This window comes from Pseudomonas sp. AC242 (assembly GCF_979258655.1).
Genome location: NZ_OZ409873.1, coordinates 520,415 through 543,824 on the forward strand (window position 1 = coordinate 520,415; position 23,410 = coordinate 543,824).

Genomic DNA, 23,410 nt, shown 5'->3' on the forward strand with positions numbered 1-23,410 from the left:
ACGCCTATGAACCCGAATTTTCTAGATTTCGAACAGCCGATCGCCGACCTGCAAGCCAAGATCGAAGAGTTGCGCTTGGTCGGTAATGACAATTCGCTGAATATCGGCGATGAGATCTCCCGCCTGCAGGACAAAAGCAAAACGCTGACCGAAGACATCTTCGGCAAGCTGACCAGCTGGCAGATCGCACGCCTGGCGCGTCACCCGAAACGCCCGTACACCCTCGACTACATCGAGCACATCTTCACCGAGTTCGACGAACTGCACGGCGACCGTCACTTCTCTGACGACGCGGCCATCGTTGGCGGCATCGCCCGTCTGGAAGACCAGCCGGTGATGGTCATCGGTCACCAGAAGGGCCGTGAAGTGCGCGAGAAGGTACGCCGCAACTTCGGTATGCCGCGTCCGGAAGGCTACCGCAAGGCTTGCCGCCTGATGGAAATGGCCGAGCGTTTCAAAATGCCGATCCTGACCTTCATCGACACCCCGGGCGCCTACCCGGGTATCGACGCTGAAGAGCGCAACCAGAGCGAAGCAATTGCCTGGAACCTGCGCGTGATGTCGCGCCTGAAAACGCCGATCATCGCTACCGTTATCGGTGAGGGTGGTTCCGGTGGTGCACTGGCGATCGGCGTCTGCGATCAGCTGAACATGCTGCAATACTCGACCTACGCGGTGATCTCGCCGGAAGGTTGCGCTTCGATTCTGTGGAAAACCGCGGAAAAGGCGCCGGATGCGGCTGAAGCGATGGGCATTACTGCCGAGCGTCTGAAAGGTCTGGGCATTGTCGACAAGGTGATTGGCGAGCCACTGGGCGGCGCTCACCGTGACCCGGCGGCTGCGGCGGCTTCGATCCGTGCCGAACTGAGCTCGCAACTGGCGATGCTGAAGAAGTTCGATAACGAAGCGCTGTTGAAGCGTCGTTATGATCGACTGATGAGCTACGGTCTCTAAGTCGAACGCAGTCCCCCTGTAGGAGTGAGCCTGCTCGCGATCGCGGTGTAACATTCAACCAACGTGTTGGCTGTCACTCCGCGATCGCGAGCAGGCTCACTCCTACATTTGTTTTGGGGCAAAGAGTTAGATATGGGTCAGTCCATGATTGATTTGCCTTCCCGGCTGTTGCTCAACCTTGAGCCTTGGCGCAGTGCCGCTCATTGGCGCATCGCCTTCTCTGGTGGTCTCGATTCCACCGTCCTGCTGCATCTGCTTGCCTCTCTGGCAAAATCTGAATCCCTCCCTGCGCTAAGCGCTGTTCATATTCATCACGGCCTACAGGCTGCGGCTGATGCGTGGCCAGAACACTGCCAGTCTGTCTGCGATGCGCTGGGGGTGCAGTTGCTGATCGAGCGTGTGAAGGTGCAAGCGGGCGCAAGCTTGGAGCGCGCGGCCCGGGATGCGCGGTACGCCGTGTTCGGTTCACTGACGCAAGCCAATGACGTGTTGCTTACTGGCCAGCATCGCGATGATCAGGCGGAAACGCTGCTGTTCCGGTTATTACGTGGCGCCGGTGTGCGCGGATTGTCCGGGATGCCGACGCAGCGGCCAGTGGGGCAGGGCACGTTGGTTCGTCCGTTGCTGGAAATCTCCCGGGCCGAACTGGAAGCGTATGCGCAGGCTCATCAATTGCGCTGGATTGAAGACCCATCGAATGAGGATCGGCAATTCTCGCGCAACTATCTGCGCCATCAGGTCATGCCGCTGCTGACCGGGCGCTGGCCGCAGGCGCAGGCGAGCATGGTCCGCAGCGCCGCGCATCTGCGTGAGGCCCAGGGACTGCTCGATGAGTTGGCGCAGATTGATCTGGCTCAAGCCGCCACCGCTCATGAATTCGAATGGCTGGGATTGCCGTCGCTGGAGCTGGCGCCACTCGCCGCACTGTCTGCCGCCCGCCAACGGAACGCGATCAGTCATTGGCTCGAGCCCTCCACACAACTGCCCGATAGTGACCATTGGTCGGGATGGACGGATCTGTGCGCGGCCGCTCACGATGCTTCACCCGTCTGGCGGCTGGCTGAGGGCGAGCTGCACCGTAGCGCCGGTCGAGTGTGGTGGCTGAGCGGCAACTGGTTGCGCACGCCAGTGATCGGTGCCGACTGGCAAGCGCCGTCGTCAGCGCTACGCTTGGCCGATAATGGCCGTGTCATGTTCAGCGGGCAGGCGCCTTCCGGGCCTTTGCAGATTCGCTATCGTCAGGGCGGCGAAGTCATGCACCTGGCGGATCGCGGTCACCGCGATCTCAAGCGCCTGCTCAATGAGCGCGCGGTGCCGGGCTTCGTCCGTGGCAGATTGCCGCTGCTGTTTCGCGGTGATGAATTGCTCGCGGTGGCGAACCTGCCGGGACTTGATGGACCTGTGCAGGGCGGCTGGAAATTGCATTGGCTGCCAACAGACGAAGATCAAGGTTTGAGCTGAAAGGAGCATTCCGGTAGACTACGCTCCCTTCTTGATACAACTTCTGTGGATTCGCCTGAATTGCAGGAGTTGCCGATTACCAAGCAGTCTTTGCTGGGCGATTCCAAAAAATGTGTAGCGAGCAACGTACCGGTGTTTCACCTGCCGGTCTGTCCCAACGCGGCGGTTTTTTTGAAAGGTGCACTGTGATTAATGCAGGTGATCGGGGGCTTCGGCCTTCCTTCGCTTTCCCCGGCGGCTCGTACCGCTTTAACGCAGACTTCTAGGGTTTTTCATGACGCGCTACATATTCGTCACGGGCGGTGTTGTTTCTTCATTGGGGAAAGGCATTGCATCGGCTTCATTGGCAGCCATCCTGGAGGCGCGGGGACTTAAGGTCACCATGCTGAAGCTGGATCCGTACATCAACGTCGATCCGGGCACGATGAGCCCGTTCCAGCACGGTGAAGTGTTCGTCACCCACGACGGCGCCGAGACCGACCTGGACCTGGGCCACTACGAGCGGTTCATCCGCACGACCATGACCCAGAACAACAACTTCACCACCGGCCGTGTCTACGAACACGTGCTGCGCAAAGAGCGCCGTGGTGACTACCTGGGTGCGACCATCCAGGTGATCCCGCACATCACTGACGAAATCAAGCGCCGCATCATCAAAGGTGCCGGTGACGCTGACGTGGCGATGGTTGAAATCGGTGGCACCGTCGGTGACATCGAGTCGCAACCGTTCCTCGAAGCCATCCGTCAACTGCGTTTCGAAGTCGGCGCCAAGCGCGCGATGCTGATGCACCTGACGCTGGTGCCGTACATCGCCACCGCTGGCGAAACCAAGACCAAACCAACTCAGCACTCGGTAAAAGAGCTGCGTTCGATCGGTCTGCAGCCGGACGTGCTGGTGTGCCGTTCCGATCACCCGATCGACATCTCGTCGCGTCGCAAGATTGCCCAGTTCACCAACGTTGAAGAGCGTGCGGTAATTGCGCTGGAAGACGCCGACACCATCTACAAGATCCCGGGCATCCTGCACTCGCAGGGTCTGGACGATTTCGTCGTTGAGCGTTTCGGTCTGCAATGCGGTAGCGCTGATCTGTCCGAGTGGGAAGCGGTGGTTGATGCCAAGCTGAACCCGGAACACGAAGTGACCATCGCCATGGTCGGCAAGTACATGGAGCTGCTGGACGCCTACAAATCGCTGATCGAAGCGATGAGTCATGCCGGCATCAGCAACCGCACCAAGGTCAACCTGCGCTACATCGACTCCGAAGACATCGAAAACCAGGGCACTGCGCTGCTCGAAGGTGTCGACGCGATCCTCGTACCGGGCGGCTTCGGTCTGCGTGGCGTGGAAGGCAAGATCACTGCCGTTCAGTACGCTCGCGAAAACAAGGTTCCATACCTGGGTATCTGCCTCGGTATGCAAGTGGCGGTCATCGAGTTCGCCCGTAACGTGATGGGCTGGAAAGACGCCAACTCCACCGAGTTCGATCGCGCCAGCGGTCATCCGGTTGTCGGTCTGATCACCGAGTGGGAAGACGCGACCGGTGCCGTTGAAGTGCGTACCGAATCGTCTGATCTGGGCGGCACCATGCGTCTCGGCGCTCAGGACTGCCTGCTCGAAGCCGGCTCCAAGGTGCACGACTGCTACGGCAAGGATGTGATCGTCGAGCGTCACCGTCACCGTTACGAAGTGAACAACAACCTGCTGCCACAACTGATCGAAGCCGGCCTGAAAATCTCCGGTCGCTCCGCTGACGCGGCGCTGGTTGAAGTGGTTGAAGCGGCCGATCACCCTTGGTTCGTCGCTTGCCAGTTCCACCCTGAGTTCACCTCGACACCACGCGATGGCCATCCGCTGTTCAGCGGTTTTGTCAAAGCAGCGTTGGCTCAACACCAGAAGAAGGCTTAATCCCGATGGCACAGAAGATCATCCGCGTCGGCGACATCGAAATTGCCAACGACAAACCCATGGTGCTGTTCGGCGGCATGAACGTGCTGGAAAGCCGTGACATGGCCATGCAGGTTTGCGAAGAGTACGTGAAAGTCACCGAGAAACTCGGTATCCCTTACGTGTTCAAGGCCAGTTTCGACAAGGCCAACCGTTCTTCTGTGACCTCCTATCGCGGTCCTGGCCTGGAAGAGGGCATGCGCATCTTCCAGGACATCAAACAAGCCTTTGGCGTACCGATCATCACCGACGTCCACGAGCCTGAACAGGCCGCGGTCGTCGCTGAGGTCTGCGACATCATCCAGCTACCGGCCTTCCTGTCGCGCCAGACCGATCTGGTCGTCGCGATGGCCAAGACCAATGCTGTGATCAACATCAAGAAAGCCCAGTTCCTCGCGCCTCAGGAAATGAAACACATCCTGAACAAGTGCGTGGAAGCGGGTAACGATCAATTGATCCTCTGCGAGCGTGGTTCGAGCTTCGGCTACAACAACCTCGTGGTCGACATGCTCGGCTTCGGCATCATGAAGCAGTTCGAGTACCCGGTATTCTTCGACGTGACCCACGCGCTGCAAATGCCGGGTGGTCGTGCCGACTCCGCCGGCGGTCGCCGTGCACAGGTTCTGGATCTGGCCAAGGCGGGCATGAGCCAGTCGCTGGCGGGTCTGTTCCTCGAAGCGCATCCGGATCCGGACAACGCCAAATGCGACGGCCCTTGCGCCTTGCGTCTGGACAAACTGGAGCCATTCCTGGCCCAGCTCAAAGCTTTGGACGAACTGGTGAAGAGTTTTCCGACGGTAGAAACCGCGTAAGCCTCAATTCTCCGGTAAAGTACCGCACGATTTGTCGCTCATGCCCTCGGGCATGAGCGTTATCGTCTGCAAGTCTGCCCGCTGCACACCCCTTGCCGACGGTAAAAAGATTTCCTCTAGCTGCGTCGTTTTCGTCAACTTTGGAGTGTTTACAACAATGGCAAAAATCGTCGACATCAAAGGTCGTGAAGTTCTCGACTCCCGTGGCAATCCCACCGTGGAAGCGGACGTGCTTCTCGACAACGGCATCATCGGCAGCGCTTGCGCGCCGTCCGGTGCATCCACTGGCTCGCGTGAAGCGCTCGAGCTGCGTGATGGCGACAAGAGCCGTTACCTGGGCAAGGGCGTGCTCAAAGCGGTAGCCAACATCAACGGTCCGATCCGCGATCTGCTGCTGGGCACCGACCCAAGCGACCAGAAAGCCCTGGATCACGCGATGATCAAGCTCGACGGTACCGAAAACAAGGCAACTCTGGGCGCCAACGCCATCCTCGCTGTGTCTCTGGCTGCGGCCAAGGCTGCTGCGCAGGACCAGGACCTGCCGCTGTACGCACACATCGCCAACCTCAACGGCACCCCGGGTGTTTACTCGATGCCGGTACCGATGATGAACATCATCAACGGTGGCGAGCACGCCGATAACAACGTCGACATCCAGGAATTCATGGTGCAGCCGGTTGGTGCCAAGTCGTTCTCGGAAGGTCTGCGCATGGGCACCGAGATTTTCCATCACTTGAAAGCTGTGCTGAAGGCTCGTGGCCTGAGCACTGCCGTTGGCGACGAAGGCGGTTTCGCACCGAACCTGGCGTCCAACGAAGACGCGCTGAAAGTAATCTCCGAAGCTGTGGCCAATGCCGGTTACAAACTGGGCACCGACGTGACTCTGGCCCTGGACTGCGCGGCCAGCGAATTCTACGAAGACGGCAAGTACAACCTGTCCGGCGAAGGCCAGGTGTTCACCGCTGAAGGTTTCGCTGACTACCTGAAAGGCCTGACTGAACGTTACCCGATCATCTCGATCGAAGACGGTCTGGACGAGTCCGACTGGGCTGGCTGGAAAATCCTCACCGACAAGATCGGCGAGAAGGTTCAATTGGTGGGCGACGACCTGTTCGTGACCAACACCAAGATCCTTAAAGAGGGCATCGATAAAAACATCGCCAACTCGATCCTGATCAAGTTCAACCAGATCGGCACCCTGACCGAAACCCTGGAAGCCATCCAGATGGCCAAGGCAGCCGGTTACACCGCAGTGATCTCGCACCGTTCGGGCGAAACCGAAGATTCGACCATTGCCGACCTGGCTGTGGGTACTTCGGCTGGCCAGATCAAGACCGGTTCGCTGTGCCGTTCCGACCGCGTTTCCAAGTACAACCAACTGCTGCGTATCGAAGAGCAGTTGAATGGCAAGGCCAAGTACAACGGTCGCAGCGAGTTTCGCGGCTAAGTACAAATCGATGGAAGGACACCGGATTGTGTCGAAAAAGTCGTGACAGCGATGGATTTGCCACTAATCTGGTGCCTTAACAGCACAAGCCTGGGTCTTCCAGGCTTCGTGCTATCAGATGCTTCAAAGTTTTGGCGTGGCTGTCTTTTTTCACTGGATACCTGATATTCGATGCGCAGTCCTTACTGGTTGTTTCTCGTTTTGCTCTTGCTACTGGCCGGTCTGCAATACCGCCTGTGGGTGGGCAATGGCAGTCTGGCGCAAGTTGCCGAGCTGAATCAGCAGATTGCTGATCAACATGCCGAGAACGAAGGTTTGCTGGAGCGTAATCGCGTGATGGACGCTGAAGTCAGTGAGTTGAAAAAGGGCATGGAGACCGTTGAAGAGCGGGCTCGTCACGAACTGGGCATGGTCAAGGATGGCGAAACCCTTTACCAGTTGGCCCAATGATCAATTCCCTGCCGGCCTTCTGGGCCGTGATTCCTGCCGCGGGCGTCGGTGCCCGAATGGCCGCGGACCGTCCCAAGCAATATCTGCAATTGGGCGGGCGCACAATTCTCGAACACAGCCTCGGCTGTTTCCTCGATCACCCAAGCCTTAAAGGACTGGTGGTCAGTCTTGCGGTTGATGATCCTTACTGGCCGAACCTGGCGTGCGTCAGCGATCCGCGCATTCAGCGGGTTGAAGGCGGGGCCGAGCGTTCTGGTTCGGTGCTCAATGCCTTGCTGCACTTGCATGCGCAGGGTGCCGATGATGAAGATTGGGTGCTGGTGCACGATGCGGCACGACCGAATCTGAGTCGCGAAGATCTCGACAAGTTACTCGATGAACTGGCGGATGATCCGGTCGGCGGTTTGCTCGCCGTCCCTGCGCGCGACACGTTGAAGCGCGTCGACAAGCACGGTCGGGTGCTGGAAACCGTCGATCGCAGCGTGATCTGGCAGGCGTATACGCCGCAGATGTTTCGCCTCGGCGCGTTGCATCGGGCGTTGGCGGACAGTCTGGTGGCGGATGCGCTGATTACTGATGAAGCTTCGGCGATGGAGTGGGCCGGTCTCAAGCCGCGACTGATTGAAGGGCGGGCGGATAACCTCAAGGTGACCCGGCCTGAAGATCTCGAATGGTTGCGTCAGCGTTGGGCTAACCGCCGCTAAAAGATCAAAAGATCGCAGCCTTCGGCAGCTCCTACATGGGTTCGCATGCCTTTGTAGGAGCTGCCGAAGGCTGCGATCTTTTGCTTTTCAACCTCGATATTCCGGCCGCTCAGCCAATCCCTCCTTCAAAAAATCCACCAACTTGCGCACCTTCGGCGACAAATGCCGCTGCTGCGGATACAGCGCCCACACCGCCGTGTTCGGTGGCTGGTGCGCCTCCAGCAAGGAAATCAACGCGCCACTGTGCAGATGCTCCAGCACGTAATAGTCCGGCAACTGACACAGCCCAACCCCCTGCAACGCCGCATCCAGCACTGCTTGCCCACTGTTGCAGCGCCAGTTGCCCTGCACCCGTTGGGAAAACTCCCGGCCGTTTTGCTCAAGCTGCCAGATGTCCGAGCTGCCGATCAGGCAATTATGTCGGCTCAATTCCGACAGGCTGTGTGGGCGGCCGTACCGCTCAACGTAGGACGGTGAAGCGCAGAGAAACATTCGCCGTGGCGCCAGGCGTGTCGCGACCAGCCGCGAGTCCTGCAAGCGACCGAGACGAATCGCCAGGTCCAATCCTTCATGCACCAGGTCGAGTTGGCGATTGCTCAGTTCGATATCGATGCGCAGCTGCGGATAAAGCCCCATGAACCGCGTTACCAGCGGCACGATAAAGCGTTCGCCGTAAGCCACGGCACAGGTCATGCGCAGCATGCCTTTCGGCTCACTGGTCAGGTCGCCCACCGCACGCAGGGCTTCTTCGCGACCATCCTGCAAGCGTTGGCAATGTTGCAGAAAGGTCTGCCCGGCCTCGGTCAGTGTCACGCGCCGGGTACTGCGATAGAGCAGACGCGTCTGCAAACGCTCTTCGAGTCGGACGATTTGGCGACTGATGTGCGAGGACGAAACCCCAAGACGTTCGGCAGCGGCGGTGAACTGGCTGCATTCGGCGACGGCGACGAACTCGTCGATGCCTTCCCAGCGGTTTTCGGACATGGGGATTATCCCTGTATGGCAATAATGTTTTGCTTTTGTCCGGATTATTCATCGTAAAGCCATGTATTACACTCCTTGTCTGGTTTTTTATTCATTGGATTCACTGGAGAGTCAGCATGATCAAGTCGCGCGCCGCCGTTGCCTTCGAGGCCAAGAAGCCGCTGGAAATCGTAGAAGTCGATGTCGCCATGCCCAAGGCCGGCGAAGTGTTGCTGCGCGTGGTGGCTTCCGGGGTTTGCCACACTGACGCCTACACCCTGTCCGGTGCTGATCCGGAAGGCATCTTTCCGTCGATCCTTGGCCACGAAGGTGGCGCGATCGTTGAAGCCATCGGCGAGGGCGTAACTTCGGTTGCGGTGGGCGATCACGTGATTCCGCTGTACACCCCGGAATGCGGCCAGTGCAAATTCTGTAAGTCGGGCAAGACCAACCTGTGTCAGGCAATTCGCGCCACTCAGGGTAAAGGTTTGATGCCGGACGGCACTTCGCGCTTTTCCTACAAGGGCGAAACGATTTTCCACTACATGGGCACTTCGACGTTCTCGGAATACACCGTGTTACCGGAAATATCCGTGGCCAAGATCTCCAAGGACGCGCCACTGGAAAAGGTTTGCCTGCTGGGTTGCGGCGTCACCACCGGTATCGGCGCAGTGCTCAACACCGCCAAGGTCAAACCGGGTGACACCGTGGCCATCTTCGGTCTCGGCGGCATCGGTCTGTCAGCGGTGATCGGCGCGGTGAAAGCCAAGGCTGCGCGCATCATTGCCATCGACATCAATCCGGCCAAGTTCGAAATCGCCAAGCAACTCGGTGCAACCGACTGCGTAAACCCGAAAGACTTCGATCGTCCGATCCAGGAAGTGATCGTCGACATGACCGATGGCGGCGTCGACTTCTCCTTCGAATGCATCGGCAACGTGCAACTGATGCGCGCCGCCCTTGAGTGCTGCCACAAAGGTTGGGGTGAGTCGGTGATCATCGGTGTGGCCGGTGCCGGCCAGGAAATCGCGACCCGTCCGTTCCAGTTGGTGACCGGTCGCGTCTGGCGCGGTTCGGCGTTCGGCGGCGTGCGCGGTCGTACCGAGTTGCCAAGCTACGTCGACATGGCCCAGAGCGGCGAAATCCCGCTGGATACGTTCATCACCCACACCATGGGCCTGGAAGACATCAACAAAGCGTTCGATCTGATGCACGAAGGCAAGAGCATTCGTACCGTCATTCATTTCTGATCAATCGTGGCGACATGGCTACAAGTCTTGAAGGCTTGTGGTCGTGATCACGTAGGAGTCTTCATATGAATCTGGAAAACATCTCCTGTCAGAAGAGTTTCGGCGGTTGGCACAAGCGCTATCGCCATCGCTCTGACGTGCTCGGTTGCGACATGGTGTTCGCCGTCTACCTGCCACCGCAGGCTGAGCAGGGCGGCAAGCTGCCAGTGCTGTATTGGTTGTCAGGCCTGACCTGCACCGATGAGAACTTCATGCAGAAGGCCGGCGCGATGCGCATGGCTGCCGAACTGGGTTTGATCATTGTTGCGCCGGACACCAGCCCGCGCGGCCCCGATGTCCCGGGTGATCCGGACAACGCTTGGGATTTCGGCCTTGGCGCCGGGTTCTATCTGAATGCCACCCAGGAACCTTGGTCGCGCCACTATCGGATGCATGACTATGTCGTGCAGGAATTGCCTTCACTGGTTGAAGCGCATTTCCCCGCTTCGGACAAACGCAGCATCAGCGGCCACTCCATGGGCGGTCACGGTGCGTTGGTCTGCGCATTGCGAAACCCGGGTCGCTATCAATCGGTGTCGGCGTTCTCGCCGATCAACAACCCGATGGATTGCCCATGGGGGCAAAAGGCGTTCTCCCGTTACCTGGGCGAAGATCGTTCGAAGTGGAAAGAGTGGGATGCCTGTGCGCTGATCGCCGAGGCCCACGAAAAACTGCCGCTGCTGGTCGATCAGGGTGATCGCGACGACTTCCTCGCCACTCAGCTCAAACCCGAAGCCTTGCAACAAGCAGCAAAACAAGCGGGCCATCCGCTGACATTGCGCCTGCAACCGGGCTACGACCACAGCTATTTCTTCATCTCAAGCTTTATAGACGACCACTTGCAGCATCACGCACGCGCCCTGCGCGGTTAATGCAGGTAGAATCACGCCCTGACAAAAATCGGGGCGTTTTTTTTATGCGTATTGGCCACGGCTATGATGTGCACCGTTTCGCTGAAGGCGATTTCATTACTCTGGGCGGCGTGCGTATCGCACACAGCTTCGGGCTGCTCGCTCATTCCGACGGTGACGTTTTGCTGCACGCCTTGAGCGATGCCTTGCTCGGCGCTGCGGCGCTGGGTGATATCGGCAAACACTTCCCGGACACCGACCCGCAATTCAAGGGCGCCGACAGCCGTGCGCTGCTGCGTCATGTGGTCGCGCTGATCCATGCCAAGGGCTGGAAAGTCGGCAACGTCGACAACACCATCGTTGCCCAGGCGCCGAAAATGGCCCCGCATATCGAATCGATGCGCGCGCTGATCGCGGCGGATCTTCAAGTTGAGTTGGATCAAGTGAACGTGAAAGCTACCACCACCGAAAAGCTTGGCTTTGTCGGTCGCGAAGAAGGCATCGCCGTGCACTCCGTTGCCTTGTTGCTGCGCGCATGAATGAACTGCAATTGCTCGGCCCGCGTGCCTATGGCGAAGCTCTCGGCAGCGCGATACTAAAAGCCATCGCTGAAGATTTTCAGGTCGATGAAGTGCTCGACATCCCGTTCAGCGGCGACGGCGAGCACTTGTGGATCTGGGTCGAAAAACGCGGCCTCAACACTGAAGAAGCCGCACGACGTATTGCCAAGGCTGCCGGCGTGCCGTTGCGCACCGTCAGCTATGCCGGGCTGAAGGATCGTCAGGCGCTGACCCGTCAGTGGTTCAGCGTGCAACTGCCGGGCAAGGCCGATCCGGATCTGTCAGCGGCGGAAAACGACACGCTGAAGATCCTCAAGACCACCCGGCACAAGCGCAAGCTGCAACGCGGTGCGCATTCGGCCAACGGTTTCACCTTGCGCCTGACTCAGTTCACTGGCGACAAAGACGCGATTGAACAGCGTCTGCAACTGATCGCCAAACAGGGCATTCCCAATTATTTCGGCGCCCAGCGTTTCGGCCATGACGGCGGCAACGTCGTTGATGCGCGTGCGTGGGCGGCGCGCAAGGCTTTGCCGGAGCAGCGCAATGTGCGCTCGCGCCTGCTCTCGACCGCGCGCAGTTTTCTGTTCAACAAAGTGCTGGCGGCGCGTGTTGCCGATGGTACTTGGCAAAAAGCTCAGGTCGGCGATCTGCTGGCGTTCACCGACAGCCGCAGTTTTTTCCCGGCCGGAGAAGCTGAATGCAGCGACCCGCGTCTGGCGATTCTCGATCTGCATCCGACCGGTCCACAGTGGGGCGAAGGTGACTCGCCGACCGCAGGCGTTGTCCATGAACTGGAGCAGGGGATCGCCGCCGATGAAGCAGAGCTGCGCGATTGGTTGGTTCATGCCGGCATGAGCCACGAACGTCGCATCCTGCGGCTGCCCATTGGCGGGTTGACGTGGCATTATCCCCAGCCTGACATTCTGCAACTGGAATTCGTCCTCCCGGCCGGATGCTTCGCCACCGTATTGGTGCGCGAACTCGTTGATCTGGTGCCGGTGGGGCAGACGGACAGCCCATGCGTATTCTGATTTCTAACGACGATGGGGTAACCGCACCCGGTCTTGCCGCGCTCTATGCTGCGCTGGCGGATTACACCGAGTGCGTGGTTATCGCCCCGGAGCAGGACAAAAGCGGCGCCAGCAGTTCGCTGACGCTCGACCGTCCGCTGCACCCGCAATACCTTGCCAACGGCTTTATCAGCCTCAACGGCACACCGACCGACTGCGTGCACCTGGGCCTGAACGGCCTGCTGGAACGCGAGGCGGACATGGTGGTTTCCGGCATCAACCTCGGCGCCAACCTTGGCGATGACGTGCTGTATTCCGGGACAGTGGCGGCCGCTCTTGAGGGACGTTTCCTCGAGCGTCCGTCGTTTGCTTTTTCGCTGGTCTCACGGCAGGTGGATAATCTGCCGACGGCGGCGTACTTTGCGCGCAAACTGGTTGAAGCCCATGCCGGGCTCGACCTGCCGCCGCGCACGGTGCTCAACGTGAATATTCCCAACCTGCCCATCGATCACATTCGTGGCATCCAGCTGACCCGACTCGGCCATCGCGCCCGCGCGGCCGCGCCGATGAAAGTGGTCGATCCGCGTGGCAAGGCAGGTTACTGGATCGCTGCCGCCGGCGATGCCGAGGATGGCGGCCCCGGCACCGACTTTCATGCGGTGATGCAAGGTTATGTCTCCATCACGCCGTTGCAGCTTGATCGCACCTTCAATGATGCCTTCAGAAGTCTCGATGGCTGGCTGGAGGGACTGCGCTGATGGCCCGTGAACACGAAGACAGGCTGCGCAGCGGCATCGGTATGACCTCGCAGCGTACCCGTGAACGTCTGATCCAGCGCCTGTACGAAGAGGGCGTGTCCAACGCCAAGGTGCTGGAAGTGATTCGGCGTACGCCGCGTCATCTGTTCGTCGATGAAGCGCTGGCACATCGCGCTTACGAGGACACGGCGCTGCCGATCGGCAATAACCAGACCATTTCCCAGCCTTATATGGTGGCGCGCATGAGCGAACTGCTGTTGGAGGCGGGACCGCTGGATAAAGTGCTGGAGATCGGCACCGGTTCCGGTTACCAGACCGCGGTGTTGTCACAACTGGTGGAGCGAGTGTTCTCGGTCGAGCGGATCAAGGTGCTGCAGGACCGCGCCAAGGAACGCCTGGTCGAACTGAACCTGCGCAATGTGGTGTTCCGCTGGGGCGATGGCTGGGAAGGCTGGCCGGCGCTGGCGCCGTATAACGGCATTATTGTCACCGCCGTGGCCACCGATGTTCCGCAAGCCTTGCTCGACCAATTGGCTCCGGGCGGGCGCATGGTGATTCCGGTGGGTTCCGGAGAAGTGCAGCAATTGTTGCTGATCGTGCGTGAGGAAAACGGCTTTTCCCGGCATGTTCTGGGGGCTGTTCGTTTCGTGCCGTTGCTCAATGGGCCGCTGGCCTGAGCATTTGTTTATGCACGCTGAATTCCTGTCGTTCGCCTGTGTCTTACTCCGGCAGCGATGGTTTAAACGCAGCAGATTGTCAGCTTGCAAACGTGTGCGCGAAGCGATTTCGCTTCATTAAAGGTAAAGCCGATCCGGCCCGTTATACTTGCGACACCTCATGCCGACATCCGGCATTTCACATTTTTCAGCCACCACAAAGGGAGCGGCGGGTGAGTCTCACAGTCATTGCGCAGCGTATGGGTAACACGAGCTTTCAGCGCCTGGTGACTGGCCTTGTCTTGAGCACCTTGCTGGTCGGTTGCTCCAGCACCAAATCGAGCAATGTGCGGGTGGTCGATCGCAATAATGCGGTGGCCCAGCGTCCTACCGTGACGACCGGACAGTATGTAGTCCGTCCCGGCGATACGATGTTTTCGATCGCGTTTCGCTACGGCTGGGACTACAAAGCCCTCGCGGCCCGGAACAATATTCCTACGCCGTACACGATCCATCCGGGTCAGACGATTCGCTTCGATGGCCGCACCGGTTCAACGCCGACGGCGGTGGTCGGCAACAGCAGTTCTTCGCCTTCTTCTTCGAGTAAAACCACGGTAATCCGGCGCCAGGCAAATGGCACGACGACCACCACAACCACCGGTTCTACTGGCGGTTCTGCGGGTGTTGCACCGTCCGTCGCCAACAAGCAAGCGCCCGCGCCACTGCCTCCGGCAGGCCCGGCCCCGACCGGCTGGGGATGGCCATCTAATGGCATTCTGATTGGAAAATTCTCTTCAAACGGTAGTTTGAATAAAGGAATTGATATCGCCGGAGATTTGGGACAGCCTGTTTTAGCTGCGTCTGATGGGACGGTGGTATACGCCGGGAGTGGCTTAAGGGGCTACGGCGAATTAGTCATCATCAAACACAGCGAAACCTACGTCAGTGCCTACGGACATAACCGCAGGCTGTTGGTTCGGGAGGGACAGCAGGTCAAGGTCGGACAGACAATTGCCGAAATGGGGTCAACGGGTACAGACCGGGTGAAACTGCATTTTGAGATTCGCCGCCAAGGTAAACCTGTGGATCCGCTGCAGTTCCTGCCAAGACGTTGATTTGTAAGCCAGCCTGTTCCGTCACGTAGAGGGGACAGGCTCCAGCGCTGCCAAGGATAAAGGCGTCGCTTGAGCTTGGGGTCGAACTCACCAAAGGACTATAACAATGGCTCTCAGTAAAGAAGTGCCGGAGTTTGACATCGACGATGAGGTTCTCCTTATGGAGACCGGCATCGATTCGGATTCGATGTCGAATGATGAAGGGGCTGCTCCACCTTCCGTTCGTTCCAAATCCAAACACTCCGCTTCACTTAAACAACATAAGTACATCGACTACACGCGTGCACTTGATGCCACGCAGTTGTATCTCAACGAAATCGGCTTTTCCCCATTGCTCTCCCCGGAGGAAGAAGTTCATTTTGCGCGCTTGTCGCAAAGTGGCGATCCGGCCGGGCGCAAGCGCATGATTGAAAGTAACCTGCGGCTGGTGGTCAAAATCGCCCGGCGTTACGTCAATCGGGGGCTGTCGCTGCTGGATCTGATCGAAGAGGGCAACCTCGGGCTGATCCGGGCGGTGGAAAAGTTCGATCCCGAGCGCGGCTTCCGCTTCTCGACCTATGCAACCTGGTGGATTCGTCAAACCATCGAGCGCGCGATCATGAATCAGACCCGGACCATCCGGTTGCCGATCCATGTGGTCAAGGAGCTCAACGTGTATCTGCGGGCTGCACGGGAGCTGACGCAAAAGCTCGACCACGAACCTTCACCCGAAGAAATCGCCAATCTGCTGGAAAAACCGGTGGGCGAGGTCAAGCGCATGCTGGGCCTGAACGAGCGGGTTTCTTCGGTCGACGTCTCGCTGGGTCCGGATTCGGATAAAACCCTGCTGGACACCCTTACCGATGATCGTCCGACCGATCCGTGCGAACTGCTGCAGGATGACGACCTGTCGCAAAGCATCGATCAATGGCTGTCGGAGCTGACCGACAAGCAGCGCGAGGTGGTTGTACGTCGCTTCGGCCTGCGCGGTCACGAGAGCAGCACGCTGGAAGACGTAGGCCTGGAGATCGGCCTGACCCGGGAACGGGTGCGGCAGATTCAGGTAGAAGGCCTCAAGCGCCTTCGTGAAATTCTTGAGAAGAATGGCCTGTCGAGCGAGTCGCTGTTCCAGTAAGCGCCTCTCACGTCCGCCCGCAGAAAGCCCCGACTGGTTCGGGGCTTTTTGTTGGCCTGGATTTGGTGGCTGTCCCTTACAACGCTGTTGATTGCCGGACGTACGGTTGGCAATTCCATCGTTTGTAGTCTCGCGGTGTAAGCCTTGGCTTACTCTTTCGTAGGTGTTCACTATTTTTATAGGACGGCAGACGTCGATTATCCTCGGCGAGGTTATTTAACTTATTGATTTATATATTTATTTTTTAATGTGAAGTGCTTATTACAGCGCTTCTACGGTCTCAGGGCCGATTGCTCTCGCCGGGGAATTCTCTAGTATCTGGTTTGTGTCGACGGACAGACACGCCCTTCAAGGATGAGGGGAACGGACATCGCAGGACGCGATTCATCAGGACGATGAAAAGGAATACAGGGAATAGGGAAAAAATGTGGGCGGGTCATACCGCCCCTTTTTTCGCCCGCAGAAAAGCAGAACACAGAAAAGCAAAAAGGCCCGCGAGGGGCCTTTTCATTCGAGCGCGGGGCAGATCAGCGTTCGAGGTCTTTGATCTTGCCTTTGACGCCGTCCCACTCTTCGGCATCCGGCAGCGATTCTTTCTTCTCGGTGATGTTCGGCCAGATTTCAGCCAGCTCAACATTGAGTTGAATGAACTCCTGCATCTCTTCCGGAACTTCGTCCTCGGAGAAGATGGCTACGGCCGGGCATTCCGGTTCGCACAGGGCGCAGTCGATGCACTCATCCGGGTGAATCACCAGGAAGTTCGGGCCTTCGTAAAAGCAGTCCACCGGACAGACTTCTACGCAGTCGGTGTACTTGCACTTGATGCAGTTGTCGGTGACGACGAAGGTCATTTCTAATTTTCTCCTCAGGCGGCGGCAGCGTTGCCCCTTCACGGTTGGGGTCGCCAGGTTCGGGAGCGATACCTGCTGGCCAGGCTATTAGCCAGCAGCATCCCAAACCGCGCGAGATTCTAACAGCTTGAAGCCGTTTGCGTTATATCCGCTTCTTCAGTGCTTATATCCGGTTCTTCAATGCATAGAGCATTTCGAGCGCACGACGCGGGGTCAGGTCATCCAGATCCAGTTTAGCCAGCTCATCGAGTACCGGATGCGGCAGGCTGGCGAACATGTCGCTTTGCTGTGGCGTCGCCGGTTTGCCCTTGGCCGCAGGTTTCGGCGCTTCATGCGGCAACGCGGTTTCTTCCAGTCGGCTCAAGTGCTCGCGGGCACGCACGATCACTTCACTCGGCACGCCGGCCAACTGCGCCACTGCCAAGCCATAACTCTGGCTGGCAGGGCCGGGCAGCACGTGGTGCAGGAACACGATGCGTTCGTTGTGCTCGGTGGCGTTGAGGTGGACGTTGGCCACCAATGGCTCGGCTTCCGGCAACACGGTCAGTTCGAAGTAGTGTGTAGCGAACAGTGTGTAGGCGCGCAAATGAGCCAGGCGCTCCGCCGCAGCCCACGCCAGCGACAGACCGTCGAAGGTGCTGGTGCCGCGACCGACTTCGTCCATCAGTACCAGGCTGCGCTCGGTGGCGTTGTGCAGGATGTTGGCGGTCTCGCTCATTTCAACCATGAAGGTCGAACGGCCGCCCGCGAGGTCATCGCTGGAACCGATGCGGGTGAAAATGCGATCGACCAGCGACAGTTCGCAACTGGCGGCCGGCACGAAGCTGCCGATATGCGCCAGCAGCACGATCAGTGCGGTTTGGCGCATGTAGGTGGATTTACCGCCCATGTTCGGGCCGGTGATCACCAGCATGCGCGTGTTGTCATCCAGACTGAGGTCGTTGGCCACGAACGGCGTGGTCAGCACCTGCTCGACCACCGGGTGACGACCCTGGGAGATGCGCATGCACGGCTCGCTGACGAAACGTGGGCAGTTCAGGTCGAGGTTCAGCGCGCGCTCGGCGAGGTTGCTCAACACGTCGAGTTCGGCCAGTGCGCCAGCGGTGTCCTGCAACGGTGGCAATTGGCTGATCAGGTCTTCCAGCAGCGCTTCGTAAAGCATCTTCTCGCGTGCGAGGGCGCGGCTCTTGGCCGACAGCGCCTTGTCTTCGAATTCTTTCAGTTCCGGCGTAATAAAGCGTTCGGCGCCTTTCAGCGTCTGCCGACGAATGTAATCCGCTGGCGCCGATTCGGCCTGCTTGCTCGGCAGTTCGATGAAGTAGCCGTGAATGCGGTTATAGCCAACTTTCAGGTGGCTCAGGCCGGTGCGGGCTTTCTCGCGGGCTTCCAGATCGATGAGGAACTGACCGGCGTTTTCGCTCAGCGACTGCAGTTCATCGAGTTCGCTGTCGTAACCGGTTTTCAGCACGCCGCCGTCACGGATGACCGCAGGCGGGTTGTCGATAATGGCTTTTTCCAGCAGCGCCGCCAGTTCCGGGTAAGTGCTGGTGGTGGTCGCCAGACCTTGCAGGTGCGGCGCTTCCAGGTCGGTCATGGCCACTTGCAGTTCTGGCAGTGCGCCAAGGGCGTCGCGCAGCCGTGCGAGATCACGAGGACGCGCGTTGCGCAGGCCGATCCGCGCGAGAATCCGCTCGATGTCGCCGATTTCCTTGAGCTGCGGTTGCAGTTTTTCGAAACGGTAGCGATCGAGCAGGCAAGTGATCGAAGTCTGGCGCGCCAGCAGCACGGTCAGATCGCGCAGCGGACGATTCAACCAACGAGTCAGCAACCGGCTGCCCATGGCGGTCTGGCAGCGATCGACCACCGATTGCAGGGTGTTGTCGCGGCCACCGGCCAGGTTGGTGTCGAGTTCAAGATTGCGGCGGCTCGCACCGTCCAGCACCACGGTGTCATCGAGACGTTCGTGGCGCAGGCTGCGCAGGTGGGGCAGGGCGGTGCGCTGGGTTTCCTTGGCATACGCCAACAGGCAACCGGCAGCGCCGATGGCCAGGGTCAGGTTCTCGCAACCAAAGCCCTTCAGGTCTTGGGTGGAGAATTGCTGGCAAAGGCTTTTCAGCGCCGAGTCGCGCTCGAAATCCCACGGTGCACGCCGACTGACGCCACGGCGTTTTTCCGCTGGCAGGTCCCTTGGCCAGTCGTCCGGGATCAGCAATTCCACCGGGTTGATCCGCTCCAGTTCCGCCAGCAGATTTTCCCAGCCTTTGATTTCCGACACGCTGAAGCTGCCGCTGGTGATGTCCAGCACGGCCAGACCGAACAGACGCTCATCACCCAACAGCGCAGCGATCAGGTTGTCGCGGCGCTCGTCGAGCAGCGCCTCATCACTGACCGTACCCGGCGTGAGGATTCGTACGACCTGACGTTCAACCGGGCCTTTGCTGGTCGCTGGATCGCCGACCTGCTCGCAGATCACCACCGACTCGCCGAGCTTGACCAGTTTCGCCAGATAGCCTTCCGCCGCGTGGTAAGGAATCCCGCACATCGGAATCGCCTGCCCCGCCGACTGCCCGCGCGCGGTCAGGGTGATGTCGAGCAGCTTGGCAGCCTTCTTTGCGTCTTCGTAGAAGATCTCGTAGAAGTCGCCCATGCGGTAGAACATCAGCTGATCCGGGTGCTGATTCTTCAGGCGCCAGTACTGCTGCATCATCGGAGTGTGGGAGGAAAGGTCTGAAATAGCTTTATTCATCAGGGGTTTAGCTTTACCGGAAAAAGTGACGAGGCCAAAACGGGGTCGTTCGCATCTTCAAAATGGCGAGTGTTTGCCAGCGATGCGGCCCGTGAGTTGATTCAGTGGGGCCGAGTATGAAGTTTTTTTGAAGTGGATGCAGCAACGCACCGCCGCTTGGGTTGGCATTGTGTCCTATAGTGCCGAAAAGCTATCGAATGATCGGAATTCGAGGATTGCAGATCAGTTGAGGACGCAGCTTGGAACAGTCAGAGGGCATCGGCTCAGGGATATCAGCGAGCAACTGTTACTACGATGCGGAAAAAATGACCCTCAGCCGGGCGCGGCAGTCAGCGGTGCTAGGCAGCAATGAAAGTGACCTGCTGCTGGCCCTGATAGCCGGCGTGACCGATAAGGAGCAGCTTATCTCCCGAGTCTGGGGGGAGCGCGGCCTGGTGATTTCCGACAGCAGTTATTACAAGACGCTGCACATGCTCCGCGCGCATTTCGCTGACGTCGGGTTACCGCGGGACAGTCTTAAGACCTTGCCACGCCGTGGCGTGGTGCTGTTGTGTGAAATCCGCTTGGTCAGCACGCAGACTCAAGCCTCTGAGTCGCCACCTGCGGTGGTAAACGATGCTGAACCATTCATCGTCGACGCTCCCATGGTGAAAAAGCCATTCAGTCGTTACTGGCGCTTCCTTTTGCCAGCAATCCTGGTGCCTGCGATTGCTCTTCCGGTCTTTTACACTTACCTGGTGTTTAAAAAGCCAGCCGATCTGGAAGAGTGGAAACTCATCTGGCAAGAGGGTGAAGCGAAGTTGTATGTAGAAGAAAGTGAAAGAATGTCCAAAGAGGATATTGTCAAGGCGCTCAGCGAGTTCGAACCACCGATTGTATTGTCCGATATCAACTACTATGTGCGAAAGCCACTCTCCCAATTGCTGGTCAAATGCATCAAGCCGGAAAGTAAGGGGGAGGCCATATGTGTGAACTACCAACTCGTTGGAAAAAAATAATCGCAGTGATTGCCGCTTTGTCGGTATTCGTCTTCGGTGCTCTGGTTATAAAACATTTTTATTTGATCAGTCGCGATATTCCGCGCGCACCTTGTTTTGCATCCATAGATTTTGTCCATACGAATGATCACAAAGTTCGTTGGCATGGCGTTGGTGATATGACGATCGACTCAGAGGAAGGCGCTCTTTATGTGTACTACGCTGTCAAAACCCCTGAGGGCAAAGTCTATACTTATGATCGCAAGTTTGAAATTGCACTCACCCATCTGGATACTTCCAGGTTTCTGTTCAGGACGCGTTCGATTGTAAAGTTTGATGCGGACACCGCCGGCGATGAACTTCCGTTTATGGAAAGAGGTTTTCAAGGCGGTATGGTGACGTTCAATTACTTCTCCGATACCGAGTACTACTACAACATCAATAACTTGATCAATGGCGTATGCCACGTCCCTCGCTAGCGAAAACCCCCGGGGTGCAAGGCCTCTGGGCGATTAAGTAAGACTGAGTAAGAGGCCTGTAAGGCCTTGACGGCCCCGGGTCGTTAATATGATTCGAGTCAAGCCAACAGCCCCTGCGACTACCCGAGAGTCAGCGCACTGCGGCTGTTTGGTTGCCTTGAATAATATGGCGATGTTTAAGCTGTTGAGGAACGTATAGATGCTCTGGTTTTGCGTGCGCAGTGCTCATGGGGCCAAGTCTCCCGTCTGGAAGCGATCAATTGCAATAAACAGGGAAGGTATCGTGTTTGTGCCGGCGGTTATGGGTGGAAAAGAAAAGGACGTCAGTATTTCCACGTTGTCTGATCGTACTCCGGTGTTGCTGTGCTTCGATCATGTTTACGTACCGGTGGCGTGGATGGTTGAACACTTCCCAATGTGTAGAACTCGCTGTTGCGAAATGATGAAGGCAGCACTTTTTGCTATACGGGAAACGTTAGTTAGTCGCGAGGCATGGTCTCGGGTGAGCTACTTTCATGGGCGCGCTGGAGAGAAAAACTATCTGGGGTTTGTCTGATGAGATCAAGTCTGTTGTGGAATCTGTCCTTGCTGATTGGCAGCGTTTTGATCATCGATAGTTCAAGGGCTGACTCGCGGGAAAGTTGCGCGCAGCGCCGCGCTGAACTTGTGTTGCAAATTGAGCGCGCTGACAAGGCGGACAATATATATCGCAAGTCCGGTCTGGAGCGGGCGCTGGCCAATGTCGAGCGTTATTGCCAAGAACCCTCCGCGCAAGATGACCGTTCTAGCTCCATCCAGAAGGCCGAAGCCGAAGTGCGACGCAGACAGAACTATCTGGAGGCCGCGCGTCAGTACGGCGATGTGAAAGTCATCAAGAATCAGGAAGCGAGGCTCGAACGAGCTCAGACAAAACTGCAAAAGCTCATGGATGAGTAAAGGGTCAACCACGGCCAACACACCGCAGCAGGTTTTCTTTTTTCAACTCTGCAATTCAACAAGCTCATCAGTGACACCGAGGAATCGAATATGAAAAACATCCTTATCTTTGCTTCAGTCTTTACTTCTGCTGTGCTGATCTCTGGCTGCACCGCGACCGACTGGGTGCATGCTGCCGGTGGAATCATGGGCGCCAAGGACGATTACGACAGGAAAGCCAGAACCGATCGACTAAAAAAAGCCAATGCTGCTGCGCGTCGCGTCAAAGGCTGACCACAAGTTGGAACCGGGCCGTTATCCAATACAAAATGATGGCTCGGCAATATCATTTTGCGGCTGAATTCATATTTATGCGTTAATTATGCAAATCAGCATTTGTCTTAACCAATAACTTCAAGCACTATGCGCGTTATGCAAAAACGCAACGTAGCCTCCGTCTTAAGAGCACTGCTCGACCAGCACGGGATCTCCCCCACGGAGCTCCACCGTCGCACCGGCGTGCCTCAATCCACTCTCTCGCGGATTCTCAGCGGGAAGATCGTCGATCCCTCGGATAAACATATCTCGAAGATCGCCGAGTACTTCGCCGTGAGCACCGATCAGTTGCGCGGGCGCGCGGATGTCGCGCCGTCGGCCGGTGCCGCGCGTGATGATGTACACGCGGAACTCAAGGACATAATGCTGTGGGACGACGATACGCCGGTCGATGATGACGAAGTATCGGTGCCGTTCCTTCGCGAGGTTGAATTGGCTGCTGGATCAGGAAGATTCGTCATCGAAGAGAGCGAACGCTCTAGCCTGCGCTTCGGCAAGCGCAGCCTGCGCCATAACGGGGTGCAGTTCGACCAGGCCAAATGCGTGACAGTGCGCGGCAACAGCATGTTGCCGGTCTTGCGTGATGGTGCCACCGTCGGCGTCAATGCGGGCAAGTGCGGCATCGGCGACATCATCGATGGCGACCTGTACGCGATCAATCACAACGGCCAATTGCGCGTGAAGCAGCTTTATCGCTTGCCTACCGGCATTCGTCTGCGCAGCTTCAATCGCGATGAGCATCCAGACGAGGACTACAGCTTCCAGGAAATCCAGGAAGAGCAGATTGTCATCCTCGGTCACGTCTTCTGGTGGGGCATGTACGCCCGCTAACCAGACCTCTTCCAGATAAACCCGCCTTCGTTGGCGGGTTTTTTTTCGCCTGGATAAAACCACCAAACCCTTTCGCTGCGGGGCTTTCATGCGTTTGCGCATTTCTAATGCATAAATAAATGCATTTGCGCATTGACTGGATATGCATACATGCATATTCTTGCCACCAAGCCGCTCGACAAA

At 57.9% G+C, this 23,410-nt stretch carries 23 protein-coding genes; 20 read left to right on the top strand and 3 right to left on the bottom strand.

Translation table 11 applies throughout. The features are described 5' to 3' along the window. The first annotated feature begins 6 nt into the window (after positions 1–6). From ACZZ0A_RS02255 to ispD, 7 genes are all read left to right on the top strand, one after another. A complete protein-coding gene (locus ACZZ0A_RS02255; protein ID WP_007908843.1) occupies positions 7–954 on the top strand; it encodes an acetyl-CoA carboxylase carboxyltransferase subunit alpha in 948 nt (315 codons plus the stop codon). A gap of 132 nt (positions 955–1,086) precedes the next feature. Then, positions 1,087–2,415 carry a tRNA lysidine(34) synthetase TilS gene (gene tilS, locus ACZZ0A_RS02260; RefSeq protein WP_463542463.1) on the top strand — a complete coding sequence of 443 codons (1,329 nt, stop codon included), beginning with the start codon at positions 1,087–1,089 and terminating at the stop codon, positions 2,413–2,415. Between the two features lie 274 nt (positions 2,416–2,689). Further along, the gene (locus tag ACZZ0A_RS02265; protein ID WP_007908841.1) at positions 2,690–4,321 is read left to right on the top strand and encodes a CTP synthase; all 1,632 of its coding nucleotides are present in this window, start codon (positions 2,690–2,692) and stop codon (positions 4,319–4,321) included. Positions 4,322–4,326: 5 nt separating this feature from the next. Further along, a complete protein-coding gene (gene kdsA / locus ACZZ0A_RS02270; protein WP_007908840.1) occupies positions 4,327–5,172 on the top strand; it encodes a 3-deoxy-8-phosphooctulonate synthase in 846 nt (281 codons plus the stop codon). A 157-nt stretch (positions 5,173–5,329) separates the two neighbouring features. Then, on the top strand, positions 5,330–6,619 hold the full coding sequence (gene eno / locus ACZZ0A_RS02275) for a phosphopyruvate hydratase (protein WP_007908839.1): 1,290 nt from the start codon (positions 5,330–5,332) through the stop codon (positions 6,617–6,619). Between the two features lie 171 nt (positions 6,620–6,790). After that, entirely contained in the window at positions 6,791–7,069 is a 279-nt protein-coding gene (ftsB, locus tag ACZZ0A_RS02280) for a cell division protein FtsB (protein ID WP_007908838.1), read from the top strand. After that, the gene (gene ispD / locus ACZZ0A_RS02285) at positions 7,066–7,773 is read left to right on the top strand and encodes a 2-C-methyl-D-erythritol 4-phosphate cytidylyltransferase (RefSeq protein ID WP_007908837.1); all 708 of its coding nucleotides are present in this window, start codon (positions 7,066–7,068) and stop codon (positions 7,771–7,773) included. Before ftsB ends, ispD begins: the two co-directional genes overlap by 4 nt. Before the next feature lie 87 nt (positions 7,774–7,860). Here ispD and ACZZ0A_RS02290 read toward each other — a convergent pair whose 3' ends face one another. Next, complete coding sequence (locus ACZZ0A_RS02290; protein WP_007908836.1) at positions 7,861–8,757, bottom strand: LysR family transcriptional regulator; 897 nt, start codon at positions 8,755–8,757, stop codon at positions 7,861–7,863. Positions 8,758–8,873: 116 nt separating this feature from the next. Between ACZZ0A_RS02290 and ACZZ0A_RS02295 the strand changes: the two genes are divergently transcribed. The 8 genes from ACZZ0A_RS02295 (at position 8,874) to rpoS (ending at position 16,092) form a co-directional block, all read left to right on the top strand. After that, positions 8,874–9,986 carry an S-(hydroxymethyl)glutathione dehydrogenase/class III alcohol dehydrogenase gene (locus tag ACZZ0A_RS02295; protein WP_007908835.1) on the top strand — a complete coding sequence of 371 codons (1,113 nt, stop codon included), beginning with the start codon at positions 8,874–8,876 and terminating at the stop codon, positions 9,984–9,986. 65 nt (positions 9,987–10,051) lie between these two features. Then, complete coding sequence (gene fghA / locus ACZZ0A_RS02300; RefSeq protein ID WP_095112506.1) at positions 10,052–10,897, top strand: S-formylglutathione hydrolase; 846 nt, start codon at positions 10,052–10,054, stop codon at positions 10,895–10,897. 44 nt (positions 10,898–10,941) lie between these two features. Beyond that, positions 10,942–11,415: a 2-C-methyl-D-erythritol 2,4-cyclodiphosphate synthase gene (gene ispF, locus ACZZ0A_RS02305; protein ID WP_034149878.1), complete on the top strand. Its 474-nt coding sequence runs from the start codon at positions 10,942–10,944 to the stop codon at positions 11,413–11,415. Further along, positions 11,412–12,470, top strand: coding sequence for a tRNA pseudouridine(13) synthase TruD (gene truD / locus ACZZ0A_RS02310; protein WP_007908832.1), 1,059 nt, complete (start codon positions 11,412–11,414; stop codon positions 12,468–12,470). Before ispF ends, truD begins: the two co-directional genes overlap by 4 nt. Continuing rightward, entirely contained in the window at positions 12,458–13,207 is a 750-nt protein-coding gene (gene surE, locus ACZZ0A_RS02315) for a 5'/3'-nucleotidase SurE (protein ID WP_007908831.1), read from the top strand. The genes truD and surE overlap by 13 nt, the downstream gene beginning before the upstream one ends. Before the next feature lie 41 nt (positions 13,208–13,248). Continuing rightward, complete coding sequence (locus tag ACZZ0A_RS02320; RefSeq protein WP_171057346.1) at positions 13,249–13,884, top strand: protein-L-isoaspartate(D-aspartate) O-methyltransferase; 636 nt, start codon at positions 13,249–13,251, stop codon at positions 13,882–13,884. A gap of 212 nt (positions 13,885–14,096) precedes the next feature. After that, positions 14,097–14,978, top strand: a complete 882-nt coding sequence (locus tag ACZZ0A_RS02325) for a peptidoglycan DD-metalloendopeptidase family protein (RefSeq protein ID WP_007908829.1) — start codon at positions 14,097–14,099, stop codon at positions 14,976–14,978. 106 nt (positions 14,979–15,084) lie between these two features. Beyond that, a complete protein-coding gene (gene rpoS / locus ACZZ0A_RS02330) occupies positions 15,085–16,092 on the top strand; it encodes an RNA polymerase sigma factor RpoS (protein WP_007908828.1) in 1,008 nt (335 codons plus the stop codon). 527 nt (positions 16,093–16,619) lie between these two features. Here rpoS and fdxA read toward each other — a convergent pair. Next, positions 16,620–16,943 carry a ferredoxin FdxA gene (gene fdxA, locus ACZZ0A_RS02335; RefSeq protein ID WP_007908827.1) on the bottom strand — a complete coding sequence of 108 codons (324 nt, stop codon included), beginning with the start codon at positions 16,941–16,943 and terminating at the stop codon, positions 16,620–16,622. A 163-nt stretch (positions 16,944–17,106) separates the two neighbouring features. After that, on the bottom strand, positions 17,107–19,677 hold the full coding sequence (mutS, locus tag ACZZ0A_RS02340) for a DNA mismatch repair protein MutS (protein WP_463544073.1): 2,571 nt from the start codon (positions 19,675–19,677) through the stop codon (positions 17,107–17,109). A 251-nt stretch (positions 19,678–19,928) separates the two neighbouring features. On the opposite strand from mutS, the gene ACZZ0A_RS02345 reads away from it, so the two are divergent. The 5 genes from ACZZ0A_RS02345 (at position 19,929) to ACZZ0A_RS02365 (ending at position 23,227) form a co-directional block, all read left to right on the top strand. Then, positions 19,929–20,687: a winged helix-turn-helix domain-containing protein gene (locus tag ACZZ0A_RS02345; RefSeq protein WP_007908825.1), complete on the top strand. Its 759-nt coding sequence runs from the start codon at positions 19,929–19,931 to the stop codon at positions 20,685–20,687. Beyond that, the gene (locus ACZZ0A_RS02350) at positions 20,654–21,145 is read left to right on the top strand and encodes a hypothetical protein (RefSeq protein ID WP_007908824.1); all 492 of its coding nucleotides are present in this window, start codon (positions 20,654–20,656) and stop codon (positions 21,143–21,145) included. Before ACZZ0A_RS02345 ends, ACZZ0A_RS02350 begins: the two co-directional genes overlap by 34 nt. A 585-nt stretch (positions 21,146–21,730) precedes the next feature. Continuing rightward, positions 21,731–22,081: a DUF1090 family protein gene (locus ACZZ0A_RS02355; protein ID WP_238539509.1), complete on the top strand. Its 351-nt coding sequence runs from the start codon at positions 21,731–21,733 to the stop codon at positions 22,079–22,081. Between the two features lie 90 nt (positions 22,082–22,171). Continuing rightward, entirely contained in the window at positions 22,172–22,354 is a 183-nt protein-coding gene (locus ACZZ0A_RS02360) for a hypothetical protein (RefSeq protein ID WP_007908822.1), read from the top strand. A 138-nt stretch (positions 22,355–22,492) separates the two neighbouring features. Beyond that, positions 22,493–23,227, top strand: a complete 735-nt coding sequence (locus ACZZ0A_RS02365) for an XRE family transcriptional regulator (RefSeq protein WP_007908821.1) — start codon at positions 22,493–22,495, stop codon at positions 23,225–23,227. Positions 23,228–23,410 lie beyond the last annotated feature (183 nt).